This is a genomic window from Peteryoungia algae (genome assembly GCF_030369675.1).
Taxonomy (GTDB): Bacteria; Pseudomonadota; Alphaproteobacteria; order Rhizobiales; family Rhizobiaceae; genus Allorhizobium; species Allorhizobium algae.
Window position 1 is genome coordinate 3,135,086 of the sequence record NZ_CP128477.1, and the last position, 20,410, is coordinate 3,155,495.

Genomic DNA, 20,410 nt, shown 5'->3' on the forward strand with positions numbered 1-20,410 from the left:
GCCTATCCTCAGACTGCTTTGTTCTTGTTGTAAACGTCGAAGAAGACAGCAGCCAAAAGCACGAGGCCCTTGATGAGCTGCTGGTAGTCGATGCCGATACCCATGATCGACATGCCGTTGTTCATGACGCCCATGATGAAGGCGCCGATGACAGCACCGGTGATCTTGCCGACGCCGCCGGACGCCGAGGCGCCGCCGATGAAGCAGGCCGCGATAACGTCGAGTTCGAAGCCGACGCCTGCCTTCGGTGTCGCCGAATTGAGGCGAGCCGCGATGATCATGCCAGCAAGGGCCGCAAGCACGCCCATGTTGACGAAGGCATAGAAGGTCAACCGCTCGGTGTTGATGCCCGAGAGCTTCGCGGCCTTCTCGTTGCCGCCAAGGGCATAAATACGGCGACCGACGGTGGTCCGCGTCGTCACGAAGGAATAGAGCGCGATCAGGACGCCCATGACGACGAGTACGTTCGGAAGGCCGCGATAGGTCGCCAGCTGATAGCCAAGGAAGACCGCGACGACGCTGATGATGCCCATCTGCACGGCAAAGAAGACGAAGGGTTCGTTTTCGGTGCCATGCTCTTCGTTGAGCCGGCGGTTCTTCATCCCGTTGAAGATAGCCAGCGCCACAAGAAGGACGATCACGACGATCGCGACATGGTTGGCGATTCCAGTGGTCTCCACGTCTGTCAGCGGCAGGAAATCCGGGATGAAGCCGGTCGACAGAAGTGTGAATTCCTTGGGGAACGGACCGATCGGGCGTCCACCCAGAACCACATAGGTCAGGCCACGGAACACGAGCATGCCCGCAAGCGTCACGATGAAGGACGGGATCTTTTGATACGCAACCCAGTACCCCTGGGCAGCCCCCATCACGCCGCCGAGCAGCAGACACAGCGGCACGACCAGCGCGAAATGCCAGCCCCACTTAACAAGCATGATCGCCGATATGCCGCCAATGAAGGCGACGATCGAGCCGACCGAAAGGTCGATATGTCCCGCCACGATGATCAGCAACATGCCCAGCGCCATGATGACGATGAACGAGTTCTGCAGCACCAGATTGGTGATGTTGACCGGACGGAAGAGAACGCCGTTGGTCAAAAACTGGAACAGCAGCATGATGACGACGAGCGCAAGCAGCAGTCCATATTCGCGGATGTTGTTGCGCAGGTAGTCGCCTACGGAGACCTTGGGGGTTTCGGTTCTTGTGTCGATGGCCATTAGTGTTTCTCCCCAGAGCGCATGATGGCACGCATGATGGTCTCTTGGCTTGCTTCTTCCTTGGACAGTTCCGCGACGATGCGTCCCTCGTTCATGACGTAGATGCGATCGCAGGTGCCGAGCAGTTCGGGCATCTCCGACGAGATCATCAGAATGCCCTTACCTTCGGCAGCAAGCTGGTTGATGATGGTATAGATTTCGAATTTGGCTCCGACGTCGATGCCGCGTGTCGGCTCGTCGAGAATGAGGATTTCAGGGTTCGTAAACAGCCACTTCGACAGCACGACCTTCTGCTGGTTGCCGCCGGAAAGGTTCACGGCCTCCTGGTAGATCGAGTGCGACCGGATCCGCAGCTTCTGTCGATAGTCGGCAGCAACCTTGGCTTCCTTGCGGTCATCGATGATGGTGCCGTTTGACACACCATTGAGATTGGCGAGCGTGGTGTTTTCCTTGATGTTGTTCTGCAGCACAAGACCGAGATGCTTGCGGTCTTCCGTGACATAGGCGAGGCCGGCATCGATCGCCTTGGGGATCGTCGAGACATCGACCGGCTTGCCGTGCATCGAAACGTCACCGGTAATCCTGTGACCCCAGGACTTGCCGAAAATGCTCATCGCGGTCTCGGTGCGCCCGGCACCCATCAGGCCCGCAATACCCACGACTTCACCAGCACGAACGTTGAACGCGACATCGTGGAGGAACTGACGGTCGCGGTGGTTCTGGTGGAATACGTTCCAGTTCTTCACCTCGAGCAGCACATCGCCGATCTTCGGCTGGCGCTTCGGATAGCGGTCTTCCATGTCACGGCCGACCATGCCCTTGATGATCCGGTCTTCCGTGATCTCCTGGGTGTGACAGTCGAGAGTTTCGACCGTGCCACCATCGCGCAGGATGGTGATCTGGTCGGCAACCTTACGGATTTCGTTGAGCTTGTGGGAGATGATGATCGAGGTCATCCCCTGCTTGCGGAACTCCATCAGAAGCGTCAGCAGTGCGTCGGAATCCGTTTCGTTCAACGAGGCCGTCGGTTCGTCGAGGATCAGCAGCTTGACCTTCTTTGACAGGGCCTTGGCGATTTCAACGAGCTGCTGCTTGCCAACGCCGATATCCGTGATGCGCGTCGAGGGCGCGTCTTTCAGTCCCACCTTCGCCAGCAGCTCTTTCGTCCGCGCAAAGGTCTGGGGCCAATGGATCACACCCTTCTGGGCGATCTCGTTGCCGAGGAAGATGTTTTCGGCAATCGACAGGAGCGGCACGAGAGCCAGTTCCTGGTGAATGATGATGATGCCGAGTTCCTCGCTGTCGGAAATCCGGCCGAAACGACGGACCTTGCCGTCATAAAAGATGTCGCCGTCATAGGTTCCAGCGGGATAAACGCCGCTCAGTACCTTCATCAGCGTCGATTTGCCGGCGCCGTTTTCGCCGACCAGTGCGTGAATCTCGCCCTCGCGCACCTTGAAGCTGACATTGTCCAACGCCTTGACGCCGGGGAATGTCTTCGTGATGCCACGCATCTCGAGAATGATGTTGTCCATGTGCAGAATTCCGGCGCCCATTCAGCGATCCCTGAAAGATCTAGCCGACGTCGCGAGCTCCCTCAATGCGTATAGAAAATGGGTCCGCGACTCGTCGCGGACCCGGACATGATCCGAGGGATCAGTTGTCGATCTGATCGGCCGTGTAGTAGCCGGCATTGACCAGAACGTCCTTGGCATTGGCCTTGTCAAGCGCGACGGGCTTCAGCAGGTAGGACGGAACGACCTTGACGCCATTGTTGTAGGTCTTGTCGTCGTTGATCTCGGGGGTCTTGCCTTCCATGATGGCTTCGACCATCGAAACGGCGACCTTCGCGAGTTCGCGCGTGTCCTTGAACACGGTCGAATACTGCTCGTCTGCGAGCATCGACTTGATCGACGGAAGCTCGGCGTCCTGACCGGTGACCACAGGCATGGTCATGTCGCCCGAACCGTAGCCTACGCCCTTGAGAGCCGAAAGGATGCCGATCGAGAGACCGTCATACGGAGACAGAGCGCCGTTCAGCTTGTCTTCGGTGTAGGTCGAGGACAGCAGGTTTTCCATGCGCGCCTGGGCAACGGTGCCGTCCCAACGCAGGGTACCGACCTGGTCCATACCCATCTGGCCCGACTTGACGACGATGTCGCCGCTGTCGATCAGGGGCTGGAGAACCGACATTGCGCCGTCGTAGAAGAAGAAGGCGTTGTTATCATCCGGCGAACCGCCGAAGAGTTCTACGTTCCATGGCTTGGTGTCCGGGAACTTGGCCTTGAGGCCGTCCACGAGGCTGGTTGCCTGGAGAACGCCGACCTGGAAGTTGTCGAAGGTGGCGTAGTAGTCGACATTGCCGGAATCGCGGATCAGGCGGTCATAAGCGATGACCTTTACGCCGGCGTCTGCAGCCTTCTGCAGGATGTCGGACAGGGTCGTGCCGTCGATGGCGCCGATCACGAGAACCTTGGCACCCTTGGTGACCATGTTTTCGATCTGGGCAAGCTGGTTCGGGATGTCGTCGTCAGCAAACTGCAGGTCCGGGGTGTAGCCGGCTTCCGAGAACAGCTTTTCCATGGTCTCGCCGTCCGAGATCCAACGGGTAGACGTCTTCGTCGGCATGGAAATGCCGACCATGCCCTTGTCCTGTGCGAAGGACATTGGCGTAAAGGATGCGATGCCGATTGCGAAAGACGCAATCATGGCTCCAAGTTTCTTCATGGTAACCTCCCTGGTCATACCGTGCGGGGCCAAGCTCCTCCTGGCACTCGCTGAAACAAGAACGGACGGCTGACCCAGCAGCCCCCCAGCTCCGTGGCGAGTCTTATCGCGGCCGATATACCGATCAAATGATTATTTTGACTTTCTCCATACCATGGTTGATATGTGATTTATGGCCGAGATTCACGTTCATCGCTTGCAACCGAAGCACCTCAATCTCATTCGCTCCATTGCCGAACTGGGTCAGTTGAGTCTGGCCGCTCAGGAGCTTGCGCTGACCCAACCGGCGGCCTCCCGCATGCTGGGAGAGATCGAGCGCTACGTCGGGTCGCCCATTTTCGTTCGCACACCCAAGGGGATGGAGCCGACCGCCGTCGGCAGCGCGCTGGCTCGCCGCGCGCAGAACGTACTGGAAGAAATGCGCGAAGCGGCGCGCGAAGTCGAAGCAATCCAGCGGGGGCTGACGGGCAAGGTCAGGATAGGAGCGGTCACGGGAGGCGCTGTCGGGCATGTCGTCCCTGCAATCCGCGCCCTGAAGGCGGAGACATCGACGGTCGACATCCACGTCAATGTGGCGCCCAGTGGCGAAATGATCCGCGATCTGCTGTCAGGCCAGTACGACTTCGTGCTGGGACGGATTCCTGCGGGCATCGACGCACGCCAGTTTCACGTGGAAGGGGCAACGATGGAGGAGATGGAGATCGTCGTCCATCGCACGCATCCCCTGGTGAACGTCGACAGCCTGAATATATCCGACATGACGCATTTCCCCTGGGTGATGCAGGCTCCAGGGACGCCCTTGCGCCAGGCAGTGGAGAATGTCTTCATCGAAGAAGGCGTGCCGATCCCGCGCAACATCGTCAATACGACCTCGCTGCTTGTCATGATTGCGATGCTGGCCTCGTCGAACGCGATCGCACCCATGTCACGCGAGGTCTCGGATCTTCTTTGCCGGCAGACCCCCGTCGGTGATCTGACCACGCTGCGACTGGACACGCCCATCGAGGTTACGCCCTATCACCTGATCACCCTCAGCGGTAAGCGCCTGTCGCCGATCGCTGCGCGGCTTCGCGAACTCCTGCTCCGTCACTTCCTCAGCAGGGGGCGCTGAAACGATCCCGACGCCGGACGTCGCAACACCCGACATGCTTGCAATTTCAGGCATGTCAGGCACACTGTTACCTATCCGTCATAAATCGGAGCCCGTGGAGCATTGACGACAGAGCAGCCGGAGGGGCAGCGCCACGACGACGAGGGGGCAGACACGACGGCCGCTTCTGTCGTTGATCTCGGTGTCTATAGACAGGCGCTCGACCCCTTACCCGTCACCTTCCACCGCCGTGAACTCGACGCCATTCTTTGGATCTACGGCCTCATGGTCGGAGAGGGCGAATGGCGCGACTACGCGATCGATCACCTGAAGGACAAGGCCGTATTTTCCGTCTTCAAGCGGTCGGGCGAGTTTCCGCTCTACCGAATTGAGAAAAATCCGAAGCTCGCCGCCAAGCAGGGCGCATTCTCCGTCATCGCCACAGACGGACGAATTCTCAAGCGCGGCCATGATCTGCGCCAGGTGCTGAAGGTCTTCGACAAGGCGCTCAAGGCACTGGACTGACGCTCAACGCATCGTGCCCGGATAGGCAGACAGATCCGGCATGGTCGCACTGCCCTCGCCCAATGCCTTTTGCATGAAGACGGTGTCGAGCCAGAGACCGTGCTTGAAGCCCGTTGCACTCAAAGCGCCAGCGAGTTCGAAGCCACAACTGCGATGGACGGCCATTGACGCCTCGCTCGCGCCACCGATCACGGCAACCATCTGCCGGAAACCCAGGGCCTCGCATTGATCGAGCAGTGTCACGAGCAAGGTCTTCCCGACGCCGCGCCCACGGGCCTGGGGGTGGATGTAGATGGCATCCTCCACAAGCCATCGATAGGCAGGTCTGGTCCGAAACGCCGATGCATAGGCGTATCCCAGCAATTGCCCGTAAGGATCGATTGCAGCCAGGTAGGGATACCCCTTCTCCGTGAGATCCCGATGCCGTGATGACATCTCGTCGAGGGTAGGCGGTGTGAACTCATAGCTCGCCGTCCCGTGGGTGACGGCGTCGGCGTAGATTTCCGTCACGGCGGGAAGGTCCCCAGATCTCAACTCACGAATTTCAAGGCTCATGCAATATGCTCCGGTGATTGCGACTGTTTTTTCACGCCGGAAATGTCGAGGCAAGCGCGACCGTGTCGTGGTGATAAAAGGCCACTCAACCGGTCGGCATTCGCTTTTCGACGAAGCCCGCCGGTGCTCGGCTTGACTCGCGCCGAAAACCTTGTAATGCCTCGCCGCGAAGAGGAATTCGGTCCATGCACGCTTTCGGGCAACCCTTTGCGGTCTTCCAACTCCTGCAGCTTTCCGCTGCAGGCTGCGCATGCCTTTCTCTTGCATCCACGACCAAGGCCAAAACGACGACGAAAACCGTCTGACGTCTTCGGCCACCGCTCTCTCCCCGGCACGGCCGGGGACAAGGAAGGTTGCGCACAAGTCGCGAACTTCCCCCTCACCATCCGCGGAGAGACAGAAAGAGAGCATTGACATGGGTTTCAAGATTGCAGTCGTAGGCGCCACCGGCAATGTCGGTCGCGAAATGCTGAACATCCTTTCCGAACGTGGCTTTCCGGCATCGGAAGTCGTGGCGCTCGCGTCCGCCCGTTCCCAGGGGACCGAAGTCTCTTTCGGTGACAAGGTCCTGAAGGTTTCGAACCTCGACAACTACGATTTTTCCAACACCGACATCTGCCTGATGTCGGCCGGCGGCACGATCTCGCAGAAGTGGTCGCCGAAGATCGGCGCTCAGGGTTGCGTCGTCATCGACAACTCCTCGGCCTGGCGTTACGATTCCGACGTTCCGCTGATCGTCCCGGAAGTGAACCCGGACGCCATCGTAGACTTCAGGAAGCGCAACATCATCGCCAACCCGAATTGCTCGACCGCACAGTTGGTCGTGGCGCTGAAGCCCCTGCATGACTTCGCCAAGATCAAGCGTATCGTCGTCTCGACCTACCAATCCGTCTCCGGCGCCGGCAAGGAAGGCATGGACGAACTCTTCACCCAGACCCGCGCCGTCTTCGTCGCCGATCCCGTCGAAGCGAAGAAGTTCACCAAGCGCATCGCCTTCAACGTCATTCCACACATCGATAGCTTCATGGAAGACGGCTACACGAAGGAAGAGTGGAAGGTCCTGGCCGAAACCAAGAAGATGCTCGACACGAAGATCAAGGTGACCTGCACCGCCGTACGCGTCCCGGTCTTCATCGGCCATTCGGAATCGGTCAACATCGAATTCGAAAACGAAATCACTGCAGACCAGGCCCGCGACATCCTGCGCGAAGCGCCGGGTTGCCTCGTCATCGACAAGCATGAGAACGGTGGCTACATCACCCCCGTCGAATGCGCTGGCGAAGACGCGACCTATATTTCCCGCATTCGTGAAGACGCCACCGTCGAGAACGGCCTCAACATGTGGATCGTCTCCGACAACCTGCGCAAGGGTGCGGCTCTCAACACCATCCAGATCGCGGAACTTCTGGTCAATCGCGGCCTGATCAAGCCGCGCGCGACCGCCTGACAGCCAATCGCCGAGGCTTCCCGTTCACACAATGGGAAGCCTCGACCGGACCCTTCAGGCGAATGTGATCCAAATTGAGACCTCCGAGGCCCTACATTAGCGTCGGATGGATGACACGATCCACTTTCGCTGGCATGGTGCGGCCGAATCGACAAGATCCACAGTCCGTAACGAGGCATGAATGCGACTGACATCAACCCTGTCGGCAGCCCTGATTTCCGTAGTCGCCTTGACGGCCGGCGCGGGATCGGCAGACGCCGCCGCTTGCAGCAACACCTCAGCAGGCTTCGAGGAATGGAGCGCAGCCTTCAAGCAAGGAGCGGCGGCCCAGGGCTTCAACCCGCGCATGCTCGACAAGGTCTTTTCGACGGTCAGATACAGCCGCAGTACGATCAGCGCCGACCGCGGCCAGAAGAGCTTCAAGCTTTCCTTCGAGCAGTTCATGCAGAAGCGCGGTGGCCAGACGATCATCAATCGCGGCAAGACAATGAAGAAGAACAACGCCGCTCTGTTCTCGCGACTTGAGCAGCGCTACGGTGTTCCCGCCGGCCCACTGATTGCGATCTGGGGCATGGAAACGGGTTTCGGTTCCTTCCTCGGCAAGGAACACACCCTGTCTGCCGTCGCCACCCTGGCCTTCGATTGCCGCCGCAGTGAATTCTTCACCGACCAGTTCTATGCGGCTCTGGAACTCGTCCAGGCCGGAAATCTCGACGTGAACGCCAAGGGCGCTGCTCATGGCGAGATCGGCCAGACGCAATTCCTGCCGCGCAACGTCGTACGGTTTGGCACGGATGGGGATGGCGACGGCCATATCGATATGGTTCGCTCACGCTCGGATGCGCTCGCATCGACCGCGAACTTCCTCAGGGGTCACGGCTGGCAGCCGGGCGCGGGCTATCAGCAGGGCGAACCGAACTTTGCTGCCATCCAGGGCTGGAATGCCGCAAAGGTCTATCAGCAGGCCATCGCCCATATCGGCGCGCAGATCGACGCCCAGTAAGACAGGCTCTATTGAACCTTCAACGGCGGCTTCGGGCCGCCGTCATCGTTTTATGGTCAGGTCGCGTCCAGGCCTTCGACAGGCAGGCTTTCCTCAGGCTCGATCCGGGCAAAATCCTGCGTCTGCGGATCCATGAGCCACAATTCCCCATTGCTGATGTCGAACCAGGCTCCGTGGATACGCAGCTTGCCGCGCTCCTCGAGAATTCGCACGCAGGGGAATGTCCTCAGATTGGAAATGGAGTTTCGGATCGAGATCCGTTCCAGCGCGGTCTGACGCTCGCCCGAGGTCATCTGCGAGTTGCCCTGGATTTGCTCCGCCGCCGGTGCGACCAGGTTCATCCACTTCCCGATGAAATCGCCGGGCGACAGGGGCTCGGAATTTGGATCAAGGGCCGCCGTTATACCGCCACAACGACCATGTCCCATGACGATGATGTCACGAACCCTGAGCGCCTGCACGGCGAATTCCAGCGCGGCTGACGTCGAGTGATACTGCCCGTCCGGCTCATAGGGTGGCACCATGTTCGCCACGTTGCGAACGACGAAGAGTTCGCCCGGCACGGAATCGAAGATCATCTCCGGCGCGGCGCGGGAATCGCAGCAGGCAACCACGAGCGTGTGAGGCTTTTGCCCCTGCTCTGCGAGTGCCCGATAGCGATCGCGCTGGTCGAGATATCGGCCGCCCATGAAGTTGCGATAACCGGTGAGAAGTGCAGAAGGAAATTGGCTCATAGCTATCGATTACAGCGCAAGAAAGAGCATGGCAACACATGTAAAACGGCGTTTCCACGGAGGCTTCACTGCGGTCTGCCCGGTTTCCGTTGAGCCGGGTGCATAAGACGACGGATTTGCACCATGGCCATGGGTGTCGAAAGGCTTGAGGCATCACTCTCCAGCGCGAGTTCATCACCGCCTCGCTTTGCGGTACGCGCAAGGATCTCGAATACACTGGCCGTCGCCGTCTGAAGTGCCCTCTCCTCGTCCATGCCGGCCAGAAGGCGCGCAAGGAAAACCGCAGCAAGCAGATCTCCGAGGCCGTTCGGCGGATTGTCGATGAGCCTGTGTTCTGCAAGCAGGGCAGAGCGACCACTGAGCAGGAGATTGCCGGTGCCACCGGCCATCATGGGCACGGCCGAGGTAACCAGCATGCGTTTCGGGCCGAGCGTCAGCGCAGAATCGATGATGGCCTGATTGCTCGCGAGTTCGGCGCCGCCTGCCAGCCATTGCAGTTCGTATCGGTTGGGCGTAGCGATGTCGGCCATCGGGATCAGGTGGTCGCGGATCGCCGAAGCGGTCTCGACGGGAACGTAAAGACCTCCGAGATCTCCCATGACGGGATCGCAGACATAGATGAGATCAGGATTCTGTTGTCTGGCGGCCGCAACGAGACGCTGGACGGCAACCGGCTGGCGCGACGAGCCGAAGTAGCCCGACAAAACGGCCGAAACTTCACCGAGCCACGGGGCCCTGATCAGATCGTCGATGGCATGGTCGAAGTCGTCATCGGAAAATTGCAGACGCGTGGACGGCCCATGGCCGGGATGCCAGGGAAGGACGATCGTAGGCAGGGCCCAGACCGGGTGCCCGAGGGTCTCCAGCGCAAATACAGCCGCCCGGTTCCCCACCGATCCACGAACGACATGACTGGAAATGACAATGACGGCTCCATCGGGTTTTCGGTTCATTTTACGCGATTCCGCTCCACAACCGGTCATAAGGCCCGTCACATCGGCCATTTTTGACAAAATTTCTCGGAAAGCACAAATTCAACCGCATATTTTTGCCTGATTTTTTCATATGCATGATCCATACATACTTTCGCAAATCATTTGCGCGACATTACGCGAAACGACGCAAGCTTCGGAGGGGTAAATGGGCAGGACGGGCATCACCAAGCGGGACGAACTTCTGGAAAAGGCGGCGGAAACGGCCCGCAGCCTCGGTGGAGAATTCCTTGCACCCGCCGTGATCTTCGGCAGGGCCAGCAACGACGATATCGATCGCTATGACGCATCCATGCTCGCACGGTCGGCAGCCAGGGCAGCTGGCGATATCGCGGGCTGGGATCGCCAGACCCCGCACATCCGGATCGAGGCCATCGACGGCGTGAGCCCCCTCGGCGTACCCGTAAGCGTGTTGTCGATCGTCGACCACAACAAGTCCTTCCTCTACGATTCGCTGATGGGCGAGGTCACCAGCCACTTTCGCGACATCTATATGGCGGTGCATCCAATCCTTGCCGTGACTCCGCGCGGTGAGATCTCACTGTCGAACCCGGACTCGGTTCCCGAAGGCGCAATCAAGGTGAGCTATATCCAGCTCCATCTCGCGCCGCTGACTGAAGAACAATCCGCCGACCTCATCCAGAGGCTCCAGCACGTACTCGGCCAAGTCAAGATGGCAGCGACCGACTGGAAGCCGATGCTGAGCCTGCTGGAGAACGCGCTTTCGGACCTGCGCGATCTCTCCGCCGGCAGGAACGAACCGGAGCGCGACGAGGCAGTCGCGTTTCTGGAATGGCTGCGCAACAACAACTTCACCTTTCTCGGCATGCGTGAATATGTCTATTCGGGCGATGGCGCCAATGCGACAGTGGAGCGCGACAAGGGCAGTGGCCTCGGCATTCTTTCCGATCCCAATGTTCTGGTACTTCGCCAGGGTCAAAATCATGTGACGACGACGCCGGAGATTCTGGCCTTTCTTCAGGGACCGGACTTCCTCATCGTCACCAAGGCGAATGTCAAATCAGTCGTTCATCGACGCGCCTACATGGACTACGTCGGGATCAAGCGGTTTGGACCGAACGGCAAGGTTGTCGGCGAACTTCGCATCGTCGGTCTTTTCACGGCAACCGCCTACACCAGATCCATCAATCAGATCCCGCTCCTGAGGGCAAAAGTCGAGAAGGTCGTCTCCTATTTCGACTTTGACCCGCGCAGCCATTCCGGGCGCATGCTGCAGAACACGCTGGAAAACTATCCCCGCGACGACCTCTTCCAGATCACCCCGGATCTTCTGGCGAAGTTCTGCGAACAGATCAACGACCTGTCAGAGCGCCCCCGCGTCCGCGTATTGCCGCGCATCGACCATTTCGACCGCTTCGTGTCTCTGATCGTCTACGTGCCGCGCGAAGACTACAATTCCATGGTCCGCGAAAAGATCGGCCTTTATTTCCAGTCCGTTTACAACGGCCATGTATCCGCCTTCTACCCGGCCTTCCCGGAAGGCGGGGTCGCACGCGTACACATCATCATTGGCCGGCGCGAGGGCGCCACACCGCAGATCCCCCAGGCGACCCTTGAGGACGCAGTTCGTGAGATCACCGCCCGCTGGACGGATCGGTTTTCAGCGCTGGCCGGTGCCGGAGCACCTGCACTCGACGTGGGCCAGGCTTTTCAGGAAGCCTTTACCCCGGAAGAAGCCGTCAGCGACCTCAAGCACATCAAGGCATGCCTGGCCGGGGCCCCGCTTTCACTGGAATTCCACCAGGTCGCAGGCGAACAGGGACCACTCCTCTACCTCAAGATCTTTCACGCCGGGGACCATCTGCCGCTTTCCCGCCGCGTACCGCTTTTGGAGAACCTCGGCTTCCGCGTCATCAGCGAGCGCACCTTCGACATTGACGTCAGGCAATCCGATGGGACGCAGCCCACCGTTGTCCTGCACAACATGGAGCTGCAGACGCCAGACGGCGTCACATTCGACATGGCACGGCATGGCAATCAGGTGCAGGAAGCCTTCATCGCCGCCTTCACCGGCGCCGTCGACAACGATGCCTTCAATCGCCTTATTCTCGCAGCCGGCGTGAACGCGCGTGAGGCATCAGTTCTCAGGGCCTATGCCGCTTATCTGCGCCAGGCCGGCGCAGTGTATTCTCTCACCTACATGGCAGAAACGCTGACGAAGCACCCGGCTATCGCCGCCGATCTCGTTACCCTGTTCTGCAACCGTTTCGATGTTGCGCTGGCAGAGAAGATCCGCAAAAGCAGGCAGAGTGAGCTATTGCAGGCTCTCGAGACCAAACTGACAGACGTCAAGAGCCTCGATGAGGACCGCATCCTGCGTCGCTACATCAACGTGATAGAGGCGACGCTGCGCACCAACTTCTTCCAGATGGGCTACCGCCAGAGCGATCGTCCCATGCTCGCCTTCAAGTTCGATCCCCACCAGTTGGAGGGGCTGCCGGAGCCGCGCCCCTTCCGCGAAATCTTCATTTACGGCGTCGAGGTCGAAGGCGTGCACCTTCGCTTTGGCAAGGTCGCCCGTGGCGGCCTCCGCTGGTCGGATCGCGCCCAAGATTACCGAACGGAAGTGCTCGGTCTCGTCAAGGCGCAGCAGGTGAAGAACGCCGTCATCGTGCCCGTTGGGGCCAAGGGCGGCTTCTTCCCGAAGCAATTGCCGCCCGCCAGCAACCGTGAGGCCTGGTTTGCCGCCGGAACGGAGGCCTACAAGACCTATATCCGCACTCTGCTGTCGATCACCGACAACATCGTCGCCGGCGAAATCGTCCCGCCATCCGATACGCTTCGGCCGGATGGCGACGATCCCTACTTCGTTGTCGCGGCCGACAAGGGCACGGCAACCTTCTCCGACACCGCCAACGGCCTCGCGCAGGAGGCCGGCTTCTGGCTCGACGACGCCTTCGCGTCGGGAGGGTCTGCCGGCTACGACCACAAGAAGATGGGTATCACCGCGCGCGGAGCCTGGGAAACGGTCAAACGGCATTTCCGCGAAATCGACACCGACATCCAGACGACACCATTCACGGTAGCAGGCGTCGGCGACATGTCTGGTGACGTCTTCGGCAACGGCATGCTGCTGTCGGAAAAGATCCGGTTGATCGCGGCCTTCGACCACCGCGACATCTTCATCGATCCCAACCCAGATCCGGCCATCTCCTTTGCGGAGCGCAAGCGCGTGTTCGACCTGCCTCGGTCCAGCTGGCAGGATTATGACCGTTCGACCCTGTCTCCGGGCGCCATGATCATCTCGCGCGCGGAAAAATCCGTGAAGCTGACGCCGGAGGCCGCAGCTGCCATCGGCCTGGGCAGTGGATCCACCACACCGATGGAGATCATCACCGCGATCCTCAAGGCACCGGTCGATCTTCTCTGGTTCGGTGGCATCGGGACCTACATCAAGGCCGCAGCGGAAACGGATGCCGAGGTCGGGGACCGCGCAAACGATGCAATCCGCATCAATGCGACCGATGTTCGTGCCAAGGTCATCGGCGAGGGCGCCAATCTCGGCGTCACCCAGAAGGGTCGCATTGCCTATGCGTTGAACGGCGGTCGCTGCAATTCCGACGCGATCGACAACTCGGCCGGCGTGAACTCCTCAGACGTCGAGGTCAATATCAAGGTCGCACTGAGCCCTGCCATGCTGGAGGGGCGCCTGCCCCGCGAGGAGCGCAATGTTCTGCTGGCCCAGATGACCGATGAAGTCGCCGATCTGGTCCTGCGCAACAACTATCTCCAGTCGCTGGCCATCTCGTTGACGGAAGCCAAGGAGGCGGGCAACCGGGAGGAACTGAGCCGGCTGATGGACTATCTCGAGGGCATGGGACGCCTCAATCGCAAGGTCGAGACACTGCCGGATGCCGCTGCCGTTGCCGAACGTTATGTCTCGGGCAAGGGCCTCACACGGCCGGAAATCGGCGTGCTCCTCTCCTATGCGAAGATTGTGCTCTTCGACCAGCTGACCGAATCCGCACTGCCGGATGATCCCTACTGTGAAACGACACTCGCCAACTATTTCCCGGCCGCGATGCGCAAGACCTTCGGCGCCGATATCGCCAGCCATCGCCTGCGCCGGGAGATCATCGCGACTGTGCTCGCCAATCATGCGATCAACCGGGGTGGTCCGGGCTTCGTGGTATCGGTCTGCGACGCGACAGGCAGCTCACCGGACGAGGTTGTCAAGGCAGCGCTCGTGACACGTGACGCCCTCGGCCTCACTGCACTTTGGGACAAGATCGACGCGCTGGACGCCAGAATTCCGGGGCGCACCCAGAACAGGCTCTATGCGATCGTTTCCGAGGTCTACTCGACGATGACCCGGCTCCTGCTGGAAACTGGCCTCGCCAAGGGACCAGTCGGCGATGCTGTCGCACAGCTGACCACAGCCGTGGCAGCAGCAGGACCGGTCTTCAAAAAGACGGTTCCTGCCCCGCTGCGGCAGCATTTCGACGACCAGATCGCGGTGCTCATGGAGGCCGGTGCGCCATCGGCCTTGGCCACCGAAGTGGTCAACCTCCAGACCATGCAGCTCCTGCCGGAAATCCTGCAGATCGCCGAACGGACGGGAGCCGACTTCGCGACATCCATGCGCGGCTTCTTCGCCGTGTCGGAGGCCTTCCGCATCGGCCGTATCGTCGAGAACGCCGGTCGGATCCAGACGACGGATCACTATGACAGCCTGGCTCTGACACGCAGTCTCGATCGGATCGGCCAGGCGCGCCGGCAGATCGTCTGCACAGCCCTGACAAGCCATGGCAAGGAGGCACAGCCGGTCGATGCGTGGATTGCCACCGACAGGACCCGGGTCGAACGGATCGGCAAGGAGCTCGCTTCGATCGTCGACAGCGGTGAACCGAGCATCTCCAAACTTGCGGTTGCCGCCGGGCTGCTTGGCGATCTTGCGCAAGACCACATGAGGTGACACTGTCCCGGGCCTGAGAGCCTTTTGGGGGTGCGCGTGACGACAAGTGTAAACGTAGGATCCAGCCACCGCCCCATCGACAAAGGGGTCCGTGGCTGGATGTTTTTCGACTGGGCGGCCCAGCCGTTCTTTACTGTCGTGACGACCTTCATCTTCGGCCCATATTTTGTTGCGCGCATGACCGATGATCCGGTCAGCGCGCAGACCGCCTGGAGCAATGCGGCGACGATTTCCGGCGTCATCATCGCTTTGCTCGCACCGATCCTCGGCTCCATCGCGGATGAATCCGGGGCCCGAAAGCCCTGGATTGCCGTTTTCGCGGTCGTCAAGATCATCTGCCTTGCCCTGCTATGGACGGCCGCTCCCGGTTCATCCGTGGCTTTTGTAATGCTCTTGATCATCCTTGCGAGTGTCGCTGCAGAGTTCTCCATCGTCTTCAACGATTCGATGATGCCGCGTCTCGTCAGCCAGCAGGATGTCGGCCGGGTCTCCAACATCGCATGGGGACTGGGCTACATGGGCGGCATGATCGTGCTGATCTTTGTCGTTCTCTTCCTCGCGGGCAGCCCGACCACCGGCAAGACTTTGATCGGCATGGATCCCCTTTTCGGACTCGACCCCTCCTCTGGGGAAGATGCGCGCATCACGGGTCCCATCTCGGCGGTTTGGTACTTCCTCTTCATCCTGCCGATGTTCCTGTTCACCCCCGATGCGGCTAAGGGAAAGTCGCTCGGTTCGGCCGTCGGTTCCGGCCTTCGTGAGATCCGGGCAACGCTGCGCGAACTCCGGCATCGCAGCAATATCCTGCGTTTTCTGATTGCGCGCATGATCTATCAGGATGGGGTCAACGGCCTTCTTGTACTGGGCGGGGTTTTTGCCGCCGCCATGTTCGGCTGGTCGACCATGGAAATCGGTATCTACGGGATCATCCTGAACGTCGTCGCGATCTTCGGCTGCCTCATTGCTGGCCGCGTGGACCGGGCAATGGGCTCCAAGGTGGTCGTCCTGGTGGCCCTTTCCCTGCTGATTATCGCAACCTTTGGCATCATCTCGACCGGCGTTGATTTCACACTTTTTGGATTGGTCAGCCTTCCCGTCATCAGCACGGAAGGCCTCTTCGCCACACCGGCCGAGAAAGCCTATATCCTGTACGGACTGCTGATCGGCGTCTCGTTCGGTCCCGTTCAGGCCTCCTCGCGCTCCTATCTTGCGCGAAGCGTCGAACTCCATGAGGCGGGCCGCTATTTCGGCATCTATTCACTGTCGGGGCGCGCCACCAGCTTCCTTGCCACGCTTTCCTTCTCGGTTGTCACCGCCTGGTCAGGCTCGGCGCGTGCCGGCATGGCGACGCTATTGATCTTCCTGGTCACCGGTCTGGTCATGCTTTGGCGGACGAGCTACCCGGCAAGCGACCGCTAATCTCGCGGGTTGAAAGCAAAAGGGCCGGCGGATCACTCCGCCGGCCCTTTGTGGCACTGCAGGCTGCCGCTCAGTGGCGGAAGTGGCGGATACCGGTAAAGACCATCGCCACGCCATGTTCGTCCGCCGCAGCGATCACTTCATCATCCCGCATCGAGCCACCCGGCTGAATAACCGCAGTGGCGCCGGCAGCGATCGCTGCCAGGAGGCCATCGGCGAAGGGATAGAAGGCCTCGGAAGCCACGGCGGATCCCTTCGTCAGGGGCTCGGCAAGTCCGAGTGCCTTTGCCGCATCCTCGGCCTTGAGAGCTGCGATCCGGGCCGAGTCGACGCGGCTCATCTGGCCGGCACCAATGCCGGCCGTCTGACCGTCTTTTGCATAGATCACCGCATTCGACTTCACATGCTTGGCAATCTTGAAGGCGAACTTCATATCCTCGAGCTCGGTCGCTGTTGGTGCCCGCTTGGTGACGACCTTCAGGTCGAGGTCCTCGACCATGACATTGTCGCGGCTCTGCACCAGCAGACCGCCGGAAACAGTCTTCGCCATGATACCGCGAGAGCGCGGATCGGGCAGGGTGCCGGTCGTCAGCAGTCGCAGGTTCGGCTTGGCGGCAATGATTGCCCTGGCTTCATCCGTCACCTGCGGCGCGATGATGACTTCGGTGAAGAGCTTGACGATTTCCTGAGCCGTCTCGGCGTCCAGGATCTGGTTCAAGGCGATGATACCGCCGAACGCCGACGTGCTGTCGCAGGCGAGTGCACGCTTGTAGGCTTCGACGAGGCTGTCGCCGGTCGCCACGCCGCAAGGATTGGCATGCTTGATGATCGCGCAGGCCGGACCGTTCTCCGGCGGGAATTCGGCAACCAGCTCGAAGGCTGCATCGGTATCGTTGATATTGTTGTAGGAGAGCTGCTTGCCCTGGAGCAGGGTGGCGGTCGAAACACCCGGACGAGTGTCGCCATTGACGTAGAAACCGGCACTCTGATGCGGGTTCTCGCCGTAGCGCATCTTTTCCTTCAGGACACCGCCGACAACGCGATAGGACGGCATCTCGATTTCCAGCGCCTCGGCGAACCAGTTCGAGATTGCAGCATCATAGGCAGCCGTTCGGGCATAGGCCTTGGCGGCCAGTCGCTGGCGCAGGGCGTAGGTCGTCTGGCCGTCGTTTTCGCCGAGCGCTGCGACCACTTCGGAGTAATCCGCTGCGTCCGTAACAACGGTGACATAGGCATGGTTCTTCGCCGAAGCGCGGATCATGGCTGGCCCACCGATATCGATGTTCTCCACCGTCGTCGGATAATCGCCGCCAGCGGCCCGAACCTGTTCGAACGGGTAGAGGTTGATGACCGAGAGATCGATCGCTTCTATACCATGCGCTTTCATCGCCTCGACATGCTCGGCATCGTCACGGATGGAAAGAAGGCCACCATGCACAAGCGGATGAAGGGTCTTGACGCGCCCGTCCATAATTTCCGGAAAACCCGTGATTTCGGATACGTCGGTTACAGGCAGACCGGCCGTTGCCAGAGCCTTGTGCGTGCCGCCGGTCGACAGCAGCCGCACACCACGCTCATGCAGAGCCCTCGCGAATTCGACGATGCCGGTTTTGTCCGAGACCGAAAGAAGTGCGGTGCGGATGCGCACGAGGTCGGGGGCGGGGATCTTCTTGGATACGACGGCCATGGTTCACACTCCGAGCTGGCAGGCGCCCGGAAAAGCGGCAGCGGGCGCGATGCCGCCGCCTAGCACAGCTTCATCCTCGATGAAACCGCAAGATCGCTGCGTTCAGGCGTGATGGGCAAGAAACCAGCGAATTTCTGGCCCCTCGAAGACGATCTCGAGTTGCTGCGACTGGCGGATTCCCGAGACGTCGGCAAAGAAGACATCCTCTGTAACGGCCAGTTGGCCCACGGGAATGGAAAACGTCCAGCTTTCTCCGTCCGGGGCAACGAGCCGAACTTTCCGCTCGTCCGCGCGCTCAATGGTGATCGACGGATGAATATGGAAGCGCGCGACGACTTCAGCACCCGGAAGATTGGCAGTGGGAAGCCCGTCGGGAAGCAACAGTCGATCCCGTCCCGCGATCTTGTTGCCCTGTTCGTTGATGCGAATTTCGCGTTCGTGCACAACGCCGAACCGCTCCACATATCCGTCATGGCGCGCCGATAACCGGTCGCCTCCGTCAGGACCGGTCTGCCGGTCGACCCCGACCCGGCTGCCCTGCCATGATAGGACCGAGGTGGGACATACGCGCGATCTGCGCGAAGAATGTTCCGATGCAGAGCGCGTTGCCGCCGTTGTCGGGCAGCTGGCGAAGACGCTCACGCAAAACCGGTGAACCGCTCCACATATCCGTCATGGCGCGCCGATAACCGGTCGCCTCCGTCAGGACCGGTCTGCCGGTCGACCCCGACCCGGCTCGGCCCCGTCGCCATGATAGGACCGAGGTGGGACATACGCGCGATCTGCGCCGAAGAGATGTCTCCGATGCAGAGCGTGCTGTGTGCCGCCGTTGTTCGGGCAAGCTGGCGAAGACGCTCACCTGCAAAACGCGGTGAACCGCTATTGATGATGAAGCGGTTGCGCCCGGAGGAGAGCTCGAATGACAGACAGCCCGCATGCGCAGTGGCAGAGAGACGCGCCGACAGCGGGATTCCCGTATCCACCAGGATGATTGTTTCACCACCGGCAAGCCGGTGATAGCCGCCATGGGGCAGGGCCTTGAACGGCTGCCCTGCGGTTTCGTCATAACGCAAAACACTCATCAGGTCGGTAGCGAGTGACGAACAGGCCCCGTTGAACAGAGCGAGATCACCGCTGCTATGCCGGAAGAACCGCACCGCGGGATAGATCCGATCAACAACCGGAATGAGTTTCGGCGGAACGTCATGCCCAAGGTTGATATAGCTCTGTCGCAGCGGCAGAAGATCGAAAAGCAATTCCACCGAGGCTTGCGGATTGCGTGAGTAGTGGCTCCCGTCCGGCAAGACCTGCCGTTCCAGCTCCCGATCCAGCATCCGCCCTGCGCGACGCACAGCCGTCGGCCGCGCCTCCGCGGCGATGGACGCCATGGCGATGGCAATCCGTGCTGTCAGCCTCGGCAATCCCTCGGGGAGCGAGCCGACACGGCGCTGCAGATACCGGACCTGCTGACTGAGGGATGCTGTGAAGCGGCGATAGAAGCCGGCCTCGGCATCGTGTAGAACAACTGGGGAGTGGGAGAGCCAGCTGATGATGCGGCGTGAAACGACATCAGGCTCCCAGGCAACGCCAGCGGCACGGCCTCCATGCATGGCAATCCATTGGTCCACGATTGATCGCGTGTGAGCGCAGTTATCGGCTGTCTTGTTCGCCCGCATATGGCGCAGCCAGCCGAAGCCGTGCAGCCGCCGGGCAAACTGCAGTGATGGCAGTTCAAGCGTGAAGGGCGACTGGACGCCAGTGTCGAGCACTCGGCCGGCCAGAGGAAAGCGCCCGTTCAAGATTTCTTCTGCCACAAACGGATCCACCGCCCTGAGATCGGTGGGCGCGACAATGACACGTGTAATCCGGAAGCTGCCGGAGGACAGGCTCGATGGCCTGGACACCGCGGCAGCCAGCCGCAACCGGCGCCACCCTTCGGCGACGTGCAGTGTGACCAACTTGCGGCGATCGACAAATCGCATTCTGTATCCTGTCGGAAGGATCGAAATGATCCGCCGGTTTCACATCTGACACCTGGAGTCAGCAGTGCAATTCCGTTTCATAGCGACATACGC

General features: G+C 60.4%; 14 protein-coding genes and 1 pseudogene. 6 read left to right on the top strand and 9 right to left on the bottom strand.

Features of this window, described 5'->3' with window-relative positions; translation table 11 throughout:
• Positions 1-8: 8 nt before the first annotated feature.
• The 3 genes from mmsB to chvE form a co-directional block, all read right to left on the bottom strand.
• The gene (gene mmsB, locus QTL56_RS14905; RefSeq protein WP_229575294.1) at positions 9-1,220 is read right to left on the bottom strand and encodes a multiple monosaccharide ABC transporter permease; all 1,212 of its coding nucleotides are present in this window, start codon (positions 1,218-1,220) and stop codon (positions 9-11) included.
• Positions 1,220-2,755: a multiple monosaccharide ABC transporter ATP-binding protein gene (gene mmsA, locus QTL56_RS14910; protein WP_229575383.1), complete on the bottom strand. Its 1,536-nt coding sequence runs from the start codon at positions 2,753-2,755 to the stop codon at positions 1,220-1,222. Before mmsA ends, mmsB begins: the two co-directional genes overlap by 1 nt.
• Before the next feature lie 121 nt (positions 2,756-2,876).
• Entirely contained in the window at positions 2,877-3,929 is a 1,053-nt protein-coding gene (chvE, locus tag QTL56_RS14915; protein ID WP_370660365.1) for a multiple monosaccharide ABC transporter substrate-binding protein, read from the bottom strand.
• Between the two features lie 190 nt (positions 3,930-4,119).
• Here chvE and QTL56_RS14920 point away from each other — a divergent pair, with 190 nt between their 5' ends.
• Together QTL56_RS14920 and QTL56_RS14925 are read left to right on the top strand one after the other, a co-directional pair.
• Positions 4,120-5,058: a LysR family transcriptional regulator gene (locus QTL56_RS14920; RefSeq protein ID WP_229575296.1), complete on the top strand. Its 939-nt coding sequence runs from the start codon at positions 4,120-4,122 to the stop codon at positions 5,056-5,058.
• 102 nt (positions 5,059-5,160) lie between these two features.
• Entirely contained in the window at positions 5,161-5,562 is a 402-nt protein-coding gene (locus QTL56_RS14925) for a DUF2794 domain-containing protein (RefSeq protein WP_229575297.1), read from the top strand.
• A gap of 3 nt (positions 5,563-5,565) precedes the next feature.
• Here QTL56_RS14925 and QTL56_RS14930 read toward each other — a convergent pair whose 3' ends face one another.
• Positions 5,566-6,117, bottom strand: coding sequence for a GNAT family N-acetyltransferase (locus QTL56_RS14930; protein ID WP_245137255.1), 552 nt, complete (start codon positions 6,115-6,117; stop codon positions 5,566-5,568).
• 415 nt (positions 6,118-6,532) lie between these two features.
• Here QTL56_RS14930 and QTL56_RS14935 point away from each other — a divergent pair, with 415 nt between their 5' ends.
• Both QTL56_RS14935 and QTL56_RS14940 read left to right on the top strand, forming a co-directional pair.
• Complete coding sequence (locus tag QTL56_RS14935) at positions 6,533-7,564, top strand: aspartate-semialdehyde dehydrogenase (protein WP_229575299.1); 1,032 nt, start codon at positions 6,533-6,535, stop codon at positions 7,562-7,564.
• Positions 7,565-7,745: 181 nt separating this feature from the next.
• A complete protein-coding gene (locus QTL56_RS14940) occupies positions 7,746-8,567 on the top strand; it encodes a lytic murein transglycosylase (RefSeq protein WP_229575300.1) in 822 nt (273 codons plus the stop codon).
• Positions 8,568-8,623: 56 nt separating this feature from the next.
• Here QTL56_RS14940 and QTL56_RS14945 read toward each other — a convergent pair whose 3' ends face one another.
• Together QTL56_RS14945 and pdxY are read right to left on the bottom strand one after the other, a co-directional pair.
• Entirely contained in the window at positions 8,624-9,301 is a 678-nt protein-coding gene (locus QTL56_RS14945; protein WP_245137254.1) for a carbonic anhydrase, read from the bottom strand.
• 65 nt (positions 9,302-9,366) lie between these two features.
• Entirely contained in the window at positions 9,367-10,254 is an 888-nt protein-coding gene (pdxY, locus tag QTL56_RS14950) for a pyridoxal kinase PdxY (protein ID WP_229575302.1), read from the bottom strand.
• 187 nt (positions 10,255-10,441) lie between these two features.
• On the opposite strand from pdxY, the gene QTL56_RS14955 reads away from it, so the two are divergent.
• Positions 10,442-15,229: an NAD-glutamate dehydrogenase gene (locus tag QTL56_RS14955; protein ID WP_245137253.1), complete on the top strand. Its 4,788-nt coding sequence runs from the start codon at positions 10,442-10,444 to the stop codon at positions 15,227-15,229.
• Between the two features lie 99 nt (positions 15,230-15,328).
• Positions 15,329-16,648: an MFS transporter gene (locus QTL56_RS14960; RefSeq protein WP_245137481.1), complete on the top strand. Its 1,320-nt coding sequence runs from the start codon at positions 15,329-15,331 to the stop codon at positions 16,646-16,648.
• Between the two features lie 70 nt (positions 16,649-16,718).
• Here QTL56_RS14960 and purH read toward each other — a convergent pair whose 3' ends face one another.
• From purH to QTL56_RS14975, 3 genes and pseudogenes are all read right to left on the bottom strand, one after another.
• Positions 16,719-18,335 (bottom strand): bifunctional phosphoribosylaminoimidazolecarboxamide formyltransferase/IMP cyclohydrolase, encoded by a 1,617-nt coding sequence (gene purH, locus QTL56_RS14965; RefSeq protein ID WP_229575305.1) that lies wholly within the window; start codon positions 18,333-18,335, stop codon positions 16,719-16,721.
• 102 nt (positions 18,336-18,437) lie between these two features.
• Complete coding sequence (locus tag QTL56_RS20895) at positions 18,438-18,779, bottom strand: heparinase II/III domain-containing protein (protein WP_353958559.1); 342 nt, start codon at positions 18,777-18,779, stop codon at positions 18,438-18,440.
• 230 nt (positions 18,780-19,009) lie between these two features.
• A pseudogene (locus QTL56_RS14975) lies at positions 19,010-20,317 on the bottom strand (heparinase II/III family protein); the annotation flags it as partial.
• Positions 20,318-20,410: the final 93 nt, after the last annotated feature.

Bases quoted from the DNA above. Each gene is read 5' to 3' on its own strand.
- mmsB (WP_229575294.1), bottom strand. From the start codon at position 1,220: ATGGCCATCGACACAAGAACCGAAACCCCCAAGGTCTCCGTAGGCGAC.
- mmsA (WP_229575383.1), bottom strand. From the start codon at position 2,755: ATGGACAACATCATTCTCGAGATGCGTGGCATCACGAAGACATTCCCC.
- chvE (WP_370660365.1), bottom strand. From the start codon at position 3,929: ATGATTGCGTCTTTCGCAATCGGCATCGCATCCTTTACGCCAATGTCC.
- QTL56_RS14920 (WP_229575296.1), top strand. From the start codon at position 4,120: ATGGCCGAGATTCACGTTCATCGCTTGCAACCGAAGCACCTCAATCTC.
- QTL56_RS14930 (WP_245137255.1), bottom strand. From the start codon at position 6,117: ATGAGCCTTGAAATTCGTGAGTTGAGATCTGGGGACCTTCCCGCCGTG.
- QTL56_RS14935 (WP_229575299.1), top strand. From the start codon at position 6,533: ATGGGTTTCAAGATTGCAGTCGTAGGCGCCACCGGCAATGTCGGTCGC.
- QTL56_RS14940 (WP_229575300.1), top strand. From the start codon at position 7,746: ATGCGACTGACATCAACCCTGTCGGCAGCCCTGATTTCCGTAGTCGCC.
- QTL56_RS14945 (WP_245137254.1), bottom strand. From the start codon at position 9,301: ATGAGCCAATTTCCTTCTGCACTTCTCACCGGTTATCGCAACTTCATG.
- pdxY (WP_229575302.1), bottom strand. From the start codon at position 10,254: ATGAACCGAAAACCCGATGGAGCCGTCATTGTCATTTCCAGTCATGTC.
- QTL56_RS14955 (WP_245137253.1), top strand. From the start codon at position 10,442: ATGGGCAGGACGGGCATCACCAAGCGGGACGAACTTCTGGAAAAGGCG.
- QTL56_RS14960 (WP_245137481.1), top strand. From the start codon at position 15,329: ATGTTTTTCGACTGGGCGGCCCAGCCGTTCTTTACTGTCGTGACGACC.
- purH (WP_229575305.1), bottom strand. From the start codon at position 18,335: ATGGCCGTCGTATCCAAGAAGATCCCCGCCCCCGACCTCGTGCGCATC.